This window comes from Bradyrhizobium sp. CCGB12, assembly GCF_024199845.1.
Taxonomy (GTDB): domain Bacteria; phylum Pseudomonadota; class Alphaproteobacteria; order Rhizobiales; family Xanthobacteraceae; genus Bradyrhizobium.
Map to the genome: position 1 here is coordinate 7,860,774 of NZ_JANADO010000001.1, position 13,118 is coordinate 7,873,891.

Here is a 13,118-nt window from a genome sequence, read left to right on the forward strand (position 1 = left end):
CAGTAGTGGCTCAAGCGAAATACCGCGCTAAAATCCCGCGATACACCTTGGTCAGCTTCTCCATATCCGTCACCGGCACGCGCTCGTCGACCTGGTGCATGGTCTGGCCGACCAGGCCGAACTCGATCACCGGGCAATAGCTGGAGATGAAGCGCGCATCCGAGGTGCCGCCCGATGTCGACAGCTCCGGCTTGCGGCCCGTCACCTCCTCGATCGCGGACACCGCGAGATCGGTGAACGGGCCGGGCTTGGTCACGAACACGTTCGAGTTCGAGGGCTCCCAGACGATGCGGGCCTTGATGCGATTGCCGCAGGCTTTTGCCAGGCGCGCCTCCACCAGCTCGCGCAAGGACGCTTGCGTGTGGTTGTCGTTGTAGCGGATGTTGAACTTTGCGCGGGCCTCGCCGGGGATGACGTTGCTGGCCTTGTTGCCGACGTCGACCGAGGTGAATTCGAGATTGGAGGCCTGGAATTGCGCGCTGCCATGATCGAGCGGCTCGTCGCTGATCGCCACGATCAGCCGCGAAATATCCGGCACCGGGTTGGAGGCGCGATGCGGATAGGCGACATGGCCCTGCACGCCGTCGACATACAGCGTGCCGGATTGCGAGCCGCGGCGGCCGACCTTGATGGTGTCGCCGAGCGTCTCGACGTTGGAGGGCTCGCCGAGCACGCAGTGATCGAACTTTTCGCCGCGCTCGGCGGCCCATTTCAGAAGCTTGATGGTGCCGTTGATGGAGACGTCTTCCTCGTCCCCGGTGATCAGGAACGAAATCGAGCCGCTGCCGTCCGCGCGGGGCTTGCCGTCGTTGGCGGCGAGATGCTCGAGCACTGCTGCCACCGAGCAGGCGATGCCGCCCTTCATGTCGACCGCGCCGCGGCCGTGCAGGACACCGTCCTTCACCTCGCCGGAGAACGCGCCGACGCTCCAGGCGCTCTCGTCACCGGGCGGCACCACGTCGGTATGGCCGGCAAAGGTGATGTGCGGCCCCTCGCTGCCGATCCGTGCATAGAGATTGTCGACGTCGGCGGTGCCTTCCTCGCCGAACGTCACGCGATGGCAAACGAAGCCGGCAGCGGTGAGGATCTTTTCGAGCACCCCGAGCGCACCGGCGTCGGCCGGGGTTACCGAGGGGCAGCGGATGAGATCGCGGGCAATCGAGAGAGCATCGGTCATGCGCCCCGCTTAACATGCATGCCGCCGGGTGGGCTAGCACTGGGCGGGACAAATTCGATCTCGCGCTGCTGGTCCCAGCTCTGCGCAGGGGACGTGGCGGATGCCGAACTGTCCTCGATGTCGAGGAGCGGATCAGGACCGAACCGGTTGTGGCCCGAGGTGCCGGGCCGGCAGAACATTTCGACGAGGCCCCACAGCCACAGGACCAATACGGTGAGGCTGAACGGAAGCATCCAGGTGGAGTTGGGCAGCAAGTCTGAAAACTGGCTGTAGAGGCCGGGGACGAAGAAGAACGGAACGATCCACCAGCCGCTGCTGTCGCGATCGTGCAGTCGTTTGATCGCAGTCGCGAGATAGATCCAGAAGAACAACGCCATGCCGGACGCCTTGAGGATCGAGGTCGCGAGATCGGCGGCCAGCGAGTGGGAGGTGCGAGGGTCAACCAGTTTGAAGAGATCGTCAAGACCGAAGTCGAAATTGAGCTCGATGCCGAGCTTCAGGGTGGATCTGGTCCCTGCGAGGATCCCGATGAACTGAGCTGCGATCTCCAGCAAGCCCGCCGCCAGCGCGACGATCAGCAGCGCCTGCCACAGCAGAGCGCGGTTGATGCGGCCGTCGAAGCGGAAGAGGTACCAGGTCCAGTCCATGCGAAGGGCTCCGGGCGGAAGGACCGCCCGGAAATTGGTCGCGATGGAGGGAGGCTGGGTTCGATACCCGTCATCCTGAGGTGCGAGGCCTGCGGTGCAAAGCACCGCAGGGGGAGCCTCGAAGGGTGAACGGCCACGCTAGTGCCGCGTGGAGAAAGCCGTGCTGTCGCCCTTCGAGGGCCGCCCAAAGGGCGGCCACCTCAGGGTGACGGTGAGGGAGTGGCGCTCTCGGCGCGCATCAATCCCGCAGCAGCTCGTTGATGCTGGTCTTGGACCGGGTGCGCTCGTCGACGCGCTTGACGATCACGGCGCAGGCCGTGCTCGGGCCGATCTGACCGTTCTTCATCGGCTTGCCGGGCAGCGCGCCGGGCACCACCACCGAATATTCGGGCACTTCGCCCATGAAGATCTCGCCGGTCTCGCGGTCGACGATCTTGGTCGAGGCGCCCAGGAACACGCCCATCGACAGCACCGCGCCCTTGCGCACGATCACGCCTTCGGCGACTTCGCTGCGCGCGCCGATGAAGCAATCATCCTCGATGATGACGGGCTCGGCCTGGAGCGGCTCCAGCACGCCGCCGATGCCGGCACCGCCGGAGATGTGCACGCGCTTGCCGATCTGGGCACAGGAGCCGACGGTGGCCCAGGTATCGACCATGGTGCTCTCATCGACGTAAGCGCCGAGATTGACGAAGGACGGCATCAGCACGACGTTCTTGGCGATGAAGGCCGAGCGGCGCACCACCGCGCCCGGCACGGCGCGAAAACCGGCATCGCGAAAGCGGTTCGGGCCCCAGCCTTCGAACTTCGACGGCACCTTGTCCCACCAGCTCGCCTTGCCGGGGCCGCCGGGAATGACGTCCATGTCGTTGAGGCGGAAGGACAGCAGCACCGCCTTCTTCAGCCATTGATTGACCTTCCACTTGCCGTCAGCGCCGCGCTCGGCGACGCGCGCCTCGCCCTTGTCCAAGGTCTCCAGCGCTTGGTCCACGGCCTCGCGCACCTCGCCCTTGGTCGACGTCGAGATGCCGTCACGCGCGTCGAAGGCGCTGTTGATGGTGGATTCGAGGGCTGCAAGGGACATCGGGATTTCCTCAGGGACAGACAGGAATTTGTGGAGAATTGGAGCGCTTTTTCGGGATTTGGGCGGACGGAGTCAAGACTCCGGCGTCGTCCCGGCGAAGGCCGGGACCTATACCCACAGGGAGGCGTTTGGCGAAACTCGGCGTTGCCACCTCGCCCCAACCACGTTCCGTGGTTATGGGTCCCGGCCTTCGCCGGGACGACGTGGAGAGAGCGTGCTGAGCCCCGCCAAAAACCCGGTCAGATCGTCCGTGACGTGGTCGACATGGACGGCGTCGCGGCCCTCGAGTTCCCAATCCTCCCGCACCACCTCTTTCGTGCCATCAGGCACCACCAGCACTGTGGTCATGCCGAGCTCGTGCGGGACGGTGAGGTTGCGGGCGAGATCCTCGAACATGGCGGCCCGGGTCGGATCGACCGCATGGTCGCCCAGGAATTTCCGGTAGGTCTGCGGTGCCGGCTTGGGCTCGAACCCGGCGGCGATGATGTCGAACACGCCGTCGAAATGCGAGACGAGGCCGAGCCGCGCCAGCACCGCATCGACATGATCGACCGAGCCATTGGTCAGGATCAGCTTGCGTCCCGGCAGCCTGGCGATGGCTGCGCCGAGCGCCGGGTTCGGCTCCAGCGGCGAATGGTCGATCTTGTGGACGTAGGCGAGGTAGTCGTCGGCGGAGACGCCGTGCAGGGTCATCATGCCGCGCATGGTGGTGCCGAAGCGCTGGTAATAATCCTTCTGGATCTTGCGCGCTTCCTCGGGCGTGACGTTCAGCCAGTTGCAGACGAACTCCCCGATCCGCGCATCGACCTGCTGCCAAAGATTGACGTGATGCGGATAGAGCGTGTTGTCGAGATCGAACACCCAGGTGTCGACATGGGCGAAGGTGCGGTGTGGGGGCATCAGGATTCTCTATCCGTTGAGCTTGGCTGTGGCGCTGCCTTCAATCGTCGTCCTGGCGAAAGCCAGGACCCATACTCCGTGGCCGATCAATGGGGAACTCTGGTCGTCGTTCTTCGCCAACCCAACCCTGGGGTAATGGGTCCTGGCTTTCGCCAGGACGACGGCGGTGTGTGGAGCGCCGCCACCGTCACCATCACGGCATCGCAAACCGCAGCGTCTTGCCGCCGCTCGACATATCCACCGCGCCAAACCCCGTCGCGGCAAATCCGCGCGCGCCGCAATCGGCCTGCTCATTGGTCTCAAACTTGGTCTCGCGCGTGCAGAGCTGCCTGTCGCCGCCCCAGTTCAGCGGTCGGTCCTTCAGCTTGATCACGCGATTGTCGGCATCGACCGCTTCCGCGAAGCTGAAGATCTGCCGGGGCTGGCCGCTCACGTCAGGATGCAGGCAAGTCTTCGGATCGATGCGATACCAGCCGCGGCTCGTCACCGACTTGCCGTCGTCGGTCGCGACCGCCGCCATCACCTTGTGCGGGGTGTCGTTGCACCAGGTGAGGCCGGTCGCGGACGGCGTCTGCACCGCATCGACCATGGTCTTGAAGAAGGTCTGCGACGACGCGGCGTCGGACGACAATCCGCGGCTCTTCAGAAAGGCGGCCAACGCGCCTTGCGTCTTCGGCCCGTCGACGCCGTCGATCGCGCCGACGTCGTAACCCGCGATCACCAGCAGCCGCTGGATGCCGGCGAGGCGCGCCTGCTCGTCGTCATATTCGGAATCCTCGGCGAGATAGGCAATGAGGTTGCCGTCCGCGCCTTGAGTCGGCGTCACCTGCGTGAAGGCGGCCTGGGTCTGGCCGCTGCGGCACTGCCGTGCTGCCGCGATGACGAAATTTTCCTGCGCCACGCACAGCATGTCGCGGCCGTTCTGCGGGATCGGGGAAGCGCCATAGACGCCGAGGGCGCGGGCGTTGAGCAGGATGCGGTCGGCCGTCAGCGTGCCCTGCACCACCACGCGGCAGGTGGCAGGATCAATCCTGAACCAGCCCCGCGTCGCGGTCGCCGCCTTGTCATCGATGCCGATCGCGGCCTCGACGACATAGGACATGCGGTTGCAGATCTTGAGGTCGGCGTGCGCAGGCGCAGAGGAGAAGAAGAGCGAGACGACGGCTGCCGGCAGCGTCATCAGGAAACGTGTCAGGGGAGAGCGGCCGTGCCTCGGCTCTCTCCGCTCGTCATGGCCGGGCTTGACCCGGCCATCCACGCCTTGTTTCGGCAAGGAAAGTACGTGGATGCCCGGGTCAAGCCCGGGCATGACGCCCTCTTTTCTTCGCCGCTCGTCCCTCACTTGTGGATCAGCGTGCCCGTGCCCTGGTTGGTGAAGAGCTCCAGCAGCACCGCGTGCTGCATCTTGCCGTCGATGATGACGACGCCCTCGACGCCCTGTTCGAGCGCGTAGATGCAGGTCTCGACCTTCGGGATCATGCCGCCGGAAATGGTGCCGTCGGCGATCAGCTTGCGCGCGTCCTTGACGGACAATTGCGGAATCAGCTTCTTCGACTTGTCGAGCACACCCGGCACGTCGGTGAGCAGCAGGAGGCGCTTGGCCTTCAGCGCGCCGGCCACCGCACCGGCAAAGGTGTCGGCGTTGACGTTCAGCGTCTGGCCTTCCTTGGAGGTTGCGAGCGGCGCCAGTACCGGGATCAGCTCATAGCCGATCAGCTGGTTGAGCAGCGTGAGGTCGACCTTCTCGGGATCGCCGACGAAGCCGAGATCCACCGCCTTCTCGATATGCGAGTCCGGATCGATGATGGTCCGCGTCGTCTTCGACGCCTTCACCATGTTGCCGTCCTTGCCCGACAGGCCCACGGCCTTGCCGCCGGCTTCGTTGATGTAGCCGACGATCTGCTTGTTGACGGAGCCGGCCAGCACCATCTCGACGATCTCGATGGTCGCGGCATCGGTGATGCGCAGGCCTGCCGCGAATTCCGAGACGATGCCGAGGCGCTTGAGCATGGTCGCGATCTGCGGTCCGCCGCCATGCACGACGACAGGATTGATCGCGGTCTGCTCGAGCAGCACGATGTCGCGGGCAAAGTTCTTGGCGGTCTCCTCGTCGCCCATGGCATGGCCGCCATATTTGATGACGATGGTCTCTTCGTCATACTGCTGCATGTGCGGCAGCGCTTCGGACAGGATGCGGGCCTGGTCGAGCGGGGAGATTTCGGTCATGAGGCGGATCTCGCTGGCGGGACTAACGCGGCCTGCGTTCTATCCGATTGGCGGGCGGGGCGCAAAGTGCGGTGTTCGCTCTCTTACCCTCCCCTGGAGGGGGAGGGTCGATCGCGCGCAGCGCGAGCGGGGTGGGGTGATCTCTCCACACGGGCACCGCTTCTGTCGAGAGACTGTCACCCCACCCCGCTACGCATTTCGCTTCGCTGCATGCGTAGCGACCCTCCCCCTCCCAGGGAAGGGTAAGAAAAAGCATCACTTCGCCACCACCGCTGCCAGCGTCACCGCCAACCAGCTCGCAATCATCACCGTTCCGCCCGACGGCGCCGCGTATGGAAACAGCGAGTGCCCGGCATATTGCCGCAAGGTGAGGTCGCCCGCGAACAGCGCGGCGCCGATCACGAAGCCGAGCGCGGCGGCAAGTCCAATTCCGCCATGCAGAAGGCCGCGCGCGAGCAGGGCGACGGTCGCAAGTATGGCAGTTGCATGAAACAGCAGCATGACGCTGGCCGAAGCCAGCCGGCTCGCATCGCCGCCATGCGCGGAGGCGGCCGCCAGCGCGACGCCGGCGGCGCCCATCAAGCCGGCAAGCCCGATCAGCAGGCGTTGCGCCGCCATCACGAGGCCCTCTCTTCCAGGAGCTTCGCCATGGCGGCGCGAAGCTCGGCCATGCCGGTCGTGCTGCGCGACGAGGTCGCGAGCACGTTCGGGAACGCGGCGGGATGCTTGGCGAGCGCAGCCTCGGTCTCGGCGATGCGCGTCTGCAGCTCGGAGGCCTTCACCTGGTCGGCCTTGGTCAGCACGATCTGATAGCTGACGGCGGAGCGATCGAGCGTCTTCAGGACTTCGAGATCGACGTCCTTGATCCCATGCCGCGCGTCGATCAGCACATAGACGCGCGCGAGTGAGGCGCGTCCCAGCAGGAATTTGTGAATCAGCTCGGTCCAGGACGCGACCTGGCTCTTCGGCGCCTTGGCGTAGCCGTAGCCGGGCATGTCGACGAGGCGCAGGTCACCTTTTCCGGGGACCTCGAAGAAGATCAGCTCCTGGGTGCGGCCCGGCGTATGCGAGGTGCGCGCGAGCGCGTTGCGCCCCGTCAGCGCGTTGATCAGGCTCGACTTGCCGACATTGGAGCGGCCGGCAAAGGCGATCTCCAGCCCTGCCATCGGCGGCAGCGTGGCAATCGAGGGCGAGGCCCAGATGAACTGCCAGTCACGGGCGAACAGCTTTCGCCCGGCCTCGATCAGCTTCGCATCTTTGTCGTCGGTCATGCGAAGGCTCGCTGTTTCCCCGCGTCATTGCGAGCGAAGCGAAGCAATCCAGAAATGCATCCGCGGAGGCTTCCTGGATTGCTTCGTCGCTTCGCTCCTCGCAATGACGGCTACGTCGCCTTCTTCGCGAACGTTGCCTTGAGATTGTCGAACAGCTCCACCTTCACGCCGTTGCGGCGCATGATGAAGCTCTGCTGGAGCACCGAGAGCAGGTTGTTCCAGGCCCAGTAGATCACGAGGCCCGCCGGGAAGCCCGCCAGCATGAAGGTGAAGATCAGCGGCATCCAGTTGAAGATGAGCTGCTGCGTCGGATCCGGCGGCGTCGGATTCAGCTTCATCTGGAACCACATCGTGATGCCCATGATGATCGGCCAGATGCCGAGCGCGAGATAGTGGCCGAACACGGGAATCGTGGTCGGATCGAACGGGATCAATCCGAACAGGTTGAACAGGTTGGTCGGATCGTGCGCGGAGAGGTCCTTGATCCAGCCGTAGAACGGCGCGTGCCGCATCTCGATGGTGACGAACAGCACCTTGTAGAGCGAGAAGAACACGGGGATCTGGATCACCACGGGAAGACAGCCGGCGACCGGATTGATCTTCTCCTTGCGGTAGATCTCCATCATCTCCTGCTGCTGCTTCACCTTGTCGTCGGGAAAGCGCTCCTTCAGCGCCTGAAGCTGTGGCTGGATCGACTTCATCTTCGCCATCGAGGCGTAGGACTTGTTCGCCAGCGGGAAGAACAGCAGCTTCACGATCACGGTGACGAGCAGGATCGAGATGCCGAAATTGCCGAAGAAGCGGTAGAAGAAGTCGAGGCCGAGGAACATCGGCTTGGTGATGAAGTAGAACCAGCCCCAGTCGATCAAGAGGTCGAAATGGTTGAGGCCGAGCTCCTTGTTGTAGCCGCCGAGGCCGGCGAACGGGAACACGCCGACGACGCCGGCTTCCTTGGCGCCTGCGAACAGCCGCGCATTCGCGGTGGCGGTGCCGCCGATCGCGACGGTCACGGGGTCGAGCAGATAGTCGGTCTGGTAGGTGTGGACGTTGCCGACCGGGTTCGACGAGAAGCGCGCCTGAAGCTGGGCGTTGGTGTCGGGCAGCAGCGCCGAGGCCCAGTACTTGTCGGTGATGCCGAGCCAGCCATTGGTGGTCTTGAAGTTCACCGCCTTGGCTTCGTCGATCTTCTTGTAGGCGTATTCCTGCAAGCCATCGAGATAACCGATCAGGCCTTCATGCAGGATATAGTAGCCGGAGACCTGCGGCGTGCCGTGGCGCGAGATCAGCGCGAACGGATAGAGCGTGACCGGCGCGTTGCCGACATTGCTCACCTCGTCCTTGATGGTGAAGAGATAGTGGTCGTCGACCGCAATGGTGCGGCGGAAGGTGAGGCCCTCGCCATTGTCCCATTTCAGCACCACCGGCGTGGTCGGCGTCAGGCTGCCGCTGCCGTCCTGCTGCCAGACGGTCTGGGCATCCGGCATCTTCGCCGTCACGCCCGTCGCCGCCACCCAGCCGAATTCGGCGTAATAGGGCTCTGCGGTGCCCGAGGGCGAATAGAGGATGATCGGCGGCGACTTCGGGTCGACCGTTTCGCGGAATTGCACCAGTGCGATGTCGTCGATTCGGCCGCCCTTCAGCGAGATGCTGCCGGCAATCCGCGGCGTCTCGATCTTCACGCGTGGGCTGGCTGCGATCGCGGCGTCGCGGGTAACGACCGGCTGGGCCTGCTGGGTCGCGGCCGGCGTCGACGGCTGAGCGGGGCCGCCGGCTTGCGGCGCGGTGCCCGGCGTCGCCGACGCGGTCGGCTGCGGCGTGGATTTCTGGAGCTCGGCCTGCGCCTGCTGCTGGGCGCGCTGCTTCTCCATCTGCGGCACGTTGTAGAAATACTGCCAGGCGATCAGCACCAGGCCCGACAGAATGACGGCGAGGATGGTATTGCGATTGTCGGTCATCACTATTGTCTCGTCATCAATCCGGTTTGCGGCTGGTCGCTGTGGCGTGACCTGCCCTTTGGCCGCGCGCTTTGGCCGTATGCCGCGCCGGCCTCGTGAACGCTATGCGCAGATCGTCGAGCATGGTCGCGAAGTCGCGCGAGAGCGCGTCCCTTCGACCGACCAGCACATAATCATGATGGGGTTGCATCGACACCGGATCGAGCCGCTTCACCAATTCGCGAAGCCGGCGCCGGATACGATTGCGCTCGGGGGCGTTGCCGTTCTTTTTGGTAACGGTGAAGCCGATCCGGATCGGACCGCCGTCGTCCCGGCGGCGGCTTTGCAGGACGAACGCGGGACTATTCATCCGCGCGCCATTGGCAACGGCGAGGAAATCCGCCCGCTGCCTCAGCCGATCCATGATGAAATCCCGGAAAAGGGGGTCCGGCTCAGGCGCTCAGACGCTTGCGGCCGCGGGCACGGCGGGCGGCGAGAACCTTGCGGCCGCCGGCAGTGGCGAGACGGGCACGGAAGCCGTGACGGCGCTTGCGCACCAGTTTGCTGGGTTGATAAGTCCGCTTCACGGGTTTTTCTCCGCTGACCGGGCAATTTGCCTGTAGAATTGATGGTAAAGTCCGGAAGATGCGGCCCAAAATGGGCCCTTTCCGGCCCCAAGAGAGCCGCTCCCGGTGTCGCACCGGGTCATCGCGGACAATTTGCGCGGCTTATAAGGGAGCGCCTTGTTTTCGTCAACGCCGCACAAGCGCGCGATGACGGTCAATATCGCTGTTTGTGTGGGGTTTTTAACCCTTGAGGTAGCGACTCGCCCAATCAGCGCTTACATCCCACCTTGGCAGATTAGCGAACCGTAATTTGACCGGGCGGGAGGCGGACCGCATCCTTGCATCCGCCGATCCTTCGCAAAGGGCAGTAAGGGCGAATTTCGTGGCAGCGACAGACCTCCAGCCGATCCAGACGACGGATCAGCCGGATCAGCCGGCGACGCGGCCGCGCGGGTCGCGCGGGCTCGGGCTGTCCGGCAAGCTGCTGCTGCTCACGATTCCCCTGGTGATGATCGCGGCCAGCCTGCTCTACGTGCCCGCCATCGCCAATTTCTGGGTCAACCGGCTGAACGACCGGGTGGCCGCGGCCAACACGGCGGCGCTGGTGCTGGATGCGGCGCCGCTCGGCATGGTCCCCGATTCGCTGTCGCGGCAGATCCTGAAGAGCATCAATGCCCGCGCCGTCGCCATCAAGATGGGCCAGCAGCGCCGGCTGCTTGCCAGCGACAATCTTCCGGCCGCCATCGAGCACGACATCGACCTGCGCGACATGACTGCCTGGGAGGCGATCACCGGCTCGTTCCGGATGATGCTGGAGACCGGCAACCAGGCGATCCGCATCGTCGGGCCCGGCGTCGGCAATGCCCAGTTCATCGAGATCGTGACCGACGAGCTGCCGCTGCGGCAGCAGATGTACCGTTTCTCCCGCAACGTCGTGGTGGTCGCGCTGATCATCGCGGCGCTGACCGCGGGCCTGGTCTATCTCGCGCTCCATTATCTCTTCGTGCGCCCGATGCGGCGGCTGACCGCGAGCCTGGTCGGCTTCCACGAGAATCCCGAGAGCTCGGCCGGCATCATCGTGCCAAGCCAGCGCAGCGACGAGATCGGGGTGGCCGAGCGCGAATTATCGGACATGCAGCGCGATCTGATGTCGATGCTGAACCAGAAGAGCCGGCTCGCCGCCCTCGGCCTCGCGGTGTCCAAGATCAACCACGATTTGCGCAATCTGCTCGCTTCAGCCCAGCTTCTGTCGGACCAGCTCGCCAGCGTGCCGGATCCGCGCGTGCAGCGCTTCGCGCCGAAGCTGGTGCGCTCGCTCGAGCGCGCCATCGCCTTCTGCCAGTCGACGCTGTCCTATGGCCGCGCCCAGGAGGCCGCGCCGGACCGCCGCATGATCCTGATCGAGCCTGTGGTGCTGGAGGTGCGCGAGACCGCGGGCCTCGCCAGCGACGCCTCGATCGCCTGGGTCGCCGCGATCGAGCGCGGGCTCGCCATCGATGCCGATCCCGACCAGCTGTTCCGTGTGCTGCTCAACCTCGTCCGCAACGCCGCCCAGGCACTGGAAACCCATGCCTCGTCCGGCGATGGCGGCGTGCAGCAGATCCGGATCACCGGAAAACGCGAGGGCGCGGTCGCCATCCTGGAGGTCTCCGACACCGGGCCCGGCGTGCCCCAAAAGACCCGGGAGCACCTGTTCGAGGCGTTCCAGACTTCCGGCCGCCCCGGTGGCAGCGGGCTGGGCCTTGCCATCGCCGCCGAGCTCGTCCGCGCCCATGGCGGCGACATCCACCTGGTCGAAGGCACCATCGGGGCCACCTTCCGCATCGTCATCCCCGATCGCCCCGTGGAACTCCTCTCCATCCGCAACGAGCGGGCGCGGGCGTAGTCGGCCGGAGGCCGAGTAAAGCCCGTCATTTCCGAGGGCCTTGCACACTATACTTCGTCATTCCGGGGCGGTGCGAAGCACCGAACCCGGAATCCAGAGATTTTGGGCGCGAGATTGAGCGCTTCTCGCTTCGCGAGCCCCGGAATGACCGATTGAAGCGTCATCTCCCTGCAAAATCTCCCCAACCCGGACCTTGCCAATCGGGACAAGAGCGGTTAGTCAGAGCGCTCTTTCGCACCCCTCCGGCGCTGTCGGAGGCTGCCTGCGGGCCTCGCCCGCACTGTTCGCGAAAAACGCGCCCGTAGCTCAGCTGGATAGAGCATCAGACTACGAATCTGAGGGTCGGACGTTCGAATCGTTCCGGGCGCGCCATTTCGGTACAAGACTGGGCACTCCAAAACCTGCCGTTTTTGCGTCGGACGACATCGTCGCACGGCTGCTCGCTACTCGTCACCGCGTAAGCCGAGAGCCGGTAACGGACGCCTTCCTGGCGAGTCTCGGCACACGCCACTTCGTCCACGAGGCGTAGCGAAAACTCGCAGGGCATTTCAGTCGTGTTCATCTTTATCAGCCGTGGCGCGCCAGTTAGATTGAAAACTCGCCAAAGACGCCTCGACATGTCGGTGGATATGGAGATGACCCATGAAGCTCGCGCATGACGGAATCCAGCTGTCCTTCGACATCGCCGGGGCGGGACCGCTGCAATTCCTGTTCGTCCATGGCCTCGGCGGGGATCGCACGCATTTTGCGCCGCAGATGGAGTATTTCGCCCGTCAAGGTCGAGCGTTGAACGCCGAGCTGCGGGGGCACGGTGAGAGCGACAAGCCGCAACAGGCGTATTCGATCGAAGGCTTCGCCGATGATCTCGTCTTTCTGTGCAACCAACAGCAGATCACAAAGCCTGTTATCGTGGGTCAAAGCATGGGTGGCAACATGGCGCTCGAAATCGCCGCCCGCTATCCGGACTTTCCAGCGGGCCTGGTGCTGCTCGATTCAGGGGTGCTCTTCCCTGCCTCGGCAGGGACGGTGTTCGCCGGTTATCTGGAGGGCCTAAAGGGCGCGAATTTTGCGGACGAGGCGCGGAAAATCGTGGCGGACTCCTGTCTGCCGACCGACAGATGCCGCGCCCATGTCGAACAGACCTTTCTGGCGACGCCACAGCACGTGCTGGTGTCCACGTTTACAAGTCTATTTCCCTGGGATGTGCATCGGGCGCGTGAGTGCGCCCAGGCGTGCCGGGTCCCGGTGCTCTACATCGAAGCGGCCCATCGGCTCGCGGATCTCGATCGTTTGGCGGAGCTGTGCCCGCAACTGGTCACGGCCAAGGCCGTCGGCTCCGGGCATTTCCTGTCGCTGGAAGTGCCGGAGCAGATCAACCCGATGATCGACCGCTTTATCTCGCTCTACGTGCGAAGACCCGGGTAAGCT

At 64.6% G+C, this 13,118-nt stretch carries 13 protein-coding genes and 1 tRNA gene; 3 read left to right on the forward strand and 11 right to left on the reverse strand.

Annotation, left to right across the window (positions count from 1 at the left end; all coding sequences use genetic code 11):
* Positions 1 to 10: 10 nt before the first annotated feature.
* From dapE to rpmH, 11 genes are all read right to left on the reverse strand, one after another.
* Positions 11 to 1,177: a succinyl-diaminopimelate desuccinylase gene (gene dapE / locus NLM27_RS36005; protein WP_254147780.1), complete on the reverse strand. Its 1,167-nt coding sequence runs from the start codon at positions 1,175 to 1,177 to the stop codon at positions 11 to 13.
* Positions 1,174 to 1,824 carry a DUF805 domain-containing protein gene (locus tag NLM27_RS36010; RefSeq protein WP_254147781.1) on the reverse strand — a complete coding sequence of 217 codons (651 nt, stop codon included), beginning with the start codon at positions 1,822 to 1,824 and terminating at the stop codon, positions 1,174 to 1,176. Before NLM27_RS36010 ends, dapE begins: the two co-directional genes overlap by 4 nt.
* Before the next feature lie 238 nt (positions 1,825 to 2,062).
* Positions 2,063 to 2,908, reverse strand: coding sequence for a 2,3,4,5-tetrahydropyridine-2,6-dicarboxylate N-succinyltransferase (dapD, locus tag NLM27_RS36015; protein ID WP_254147782.1), 846 nt, complete (start codon positions 2,906 to 2,908; stop codon positions 2,063 to 2,065).
* A 174-nt stretch (positions 2,909 to 3,082) separates the two neighbouring features.
* Positions 3,083 to 3,808, reverse strand: a complete 726-nt coding sequence (locus NLM27_RS36020) for a pyrimidine 5'-nucleotidase (protein WP_254147783.1) — start codon at positions 3,806 to 3,808, stop codon at positions 3,083 to 3,085.
* Positions 3,809 to 4,001: 193 nt separating this feature from the next.
* Positions 4,002 to 4,988, reverse strand: coding sequence for a DUF1036 domain-containing protein (locus NLM27_RS36025; RefSeq protein WP_254149014.1), 987 nt, complete (start codon positions 4,986 to 4,988; stop codon positions 4,002 to 4,004).
* A gap of 158 nt (positions 4,989 to 5,146) precedes the next feature.
* A complete protein-coding gene (argB, locus tag NLM27_RS36030) occupies positions 5,147 to 6,034 on the reverse strand; it encodes an acetylglutamate kinase (RefSeq protein ID WP_254147784.1) in 888 nt (295 codons plus the stop codon).
* Between the two features lie 255 nt (positions 6,035 to 6,289).
* Positions 6,290 to 6,652 carry a DUF423 domain-containing protein gene (locus tag NLM27_RS36035; RefSeq protein WP_254147785.1) on the reverse strand — a complete coding sequence of 121 codons (363 nt, stop codon included), beginning with the start codon at positions 6,650 to 6,652 and terminating at the stop codon, positions 6,290 to 6,292.
* Positions 6,652 to 7,305 carry a ribosome biogenesis GTP-binding protein YihA/YsxC gene (gene yihA / locus NLM27_RS36040; protein ID WP_254147786.1) on the reverse strand — a complete coding sequence of 218 codons (654 nt, stop codon included), beginning with the start codon at positions 7,303 to 7,305 and terminating at the stop codon, positions 6,652 to 6,654. Before yihA ends, NLM27_RS36035 begins: the two co-directional genes overlap by 1 nt.
* Before the next feature lie 110 nt (positions 7,306 to 7,415).
* Positions 7,416 to 9,260 carry a membrane protein insertase YidC gene (gene yidC, locus NLM27_RS36045; protein WP_254147787.1) on the reverse strand — a complete coding sequence of 615 codons (1,845 nt, stop codon included), beginning with the start codon at positions 9,258 to 9,260 and terminating at the stop codon, positions 7,416 to 7,418.
* A 16-nt stretch (positions 9,261 to 9,276) separates the two neighbouring features.
* Complete coding sequence (gene rnpA, locus NLM27_RS36050) at positions 9,277 to 9,663, reverse strand: ribonuclease P protein component (protein ID WP_254147788.1); 387 nt, start codon at positions 9,661 to 9,663, stop codon at positions 9,277 to 9,279.
* A 28-nt stretch (positions 9,664 to 9,691) separates the two neighbouring features.
* Positions 9,692 to 9,826, reverse strand: coding sequence for a 50S ribosomal protein L34 (rpmH, locus tag NLM27_RS36055; RefSeq protein WP_008542748.1), 135 nt, complete (start codon positions 9,824 to 9,826; stop codon positions 9,692 to 9,694).
* A gap of 361 nt (positions 9,827 to 10,187) precedes the next feature.
* Between rpmH and NLM27_RS36060 the strand changes: the two genes are divergently transcribed.
* From NLM27_RS36060 to NLM27_RS36070, 3 genes are all read left to right on the forward strand, one after another.
* Entirely contained in the window at positions 10,188 to 11,690 is a 1,503-nt protein-coding gene (locus NLM27_RS36060; protein ID WP_254147789.1) for a HAMP domain-containing sensor histidine kinase, read from the forward strand.
* A 295-nt stretch (positions 11,691 to 11,985) separates the two neighbouring features.
* Positions 11,986 to 12,062 (forward strand) — tRNA-Arg (locus NLM27_RS36065).
* A 270-nt stretch (positions 12,063 to 12,332) separates the two neighbouring features.
* Positions 12,333 to 13,115 (forward strand): alpha/beta fold hydrolase, encoded by a 783-nt coding sequence (locus tag NLM27_RS36070; RefSeq protein ID WP_254147790.1) that lies wholly within the window; start codon positions 12,333 to 12,335, stop codon positions 13,113 to 13,115.
* Positions 13,116 to 13,118: the final 3 nt, after the last annotated feature.

Coding starts and splice junctions, on each gene's coding strand:
- dapE (WP_254147780.1), bottom strand. CDS start 1,177: ATGACCGATGCTCTCTCGATTGCCCGCGATCTCATCCGCTGCCCCTCG.
- NLM27_RS36010 (WP_254147781.1), bottom strand. CDS start 1,824: ATGGACTGGACCTGGTACCTCTTCCGCTTCGACGGCCGCATCAACCGC.
- dapD (WP_254147782.1), bottom strand. CDS start 2,908: ATGTCCCTTGCAGCCCTCGAATCCACCATCAACAGCGCCTTCGACGCG.
- NLM27_RS36020 (WP_254147783.1), bottom strand. CDS start 3,808: ATGCCCCCACACCGCACCTTCGCCCATGTCGACACCTGGGTGTTCGAT.
- NLM27_RS36025 (WP_254149014.1), bottom strand. CDS start 4,988: ATGACGCTGCCGGCAGCCGTCGTCTCGCTCTTCTTCTCCTCTGCGCCT.
- argB (WP_254147784.1), bottom strand. CDS start 6,034: ATGACCGAAATCTCCCCGCTCGACCAGGCCCGCATCCTGTCCGAAGCG.
- NLM27_RS36035 (WP_254147785.1), bottom strand. CDS start 6,652: ATGGCGGCGCAACGCCTGCTGATCGGGCTTGCCGGCTTGATGGGCGCC.
- yihA (WP_254147786.1), bottom strand. CDS start 7,305: ATGACCGACGACAAAGATGCGAAGCTGATCGAGGCCGGGCGAAAGCTG.
- yidC (WP_254147787.1), bottom strand. CDS start 9,260: ATGACCGACAATCGCAATACCATCCTCGCCGTCATTCTGTCGGGCCTG.
- rnpA (WP_254147788.1), bottom strand. CDS start 9,663: ATGGATCGGCTGAGGCAGCGGGCGGATTTCCTCGCCGTTGCCAATGGC.
- NLM27_RS36070 (WP_254147790.1), top strand. CDS start 12,333: ATGAAGCTCGCGCATGACGGAATCCAGCTGTCCTTCGACATCGCCGGG.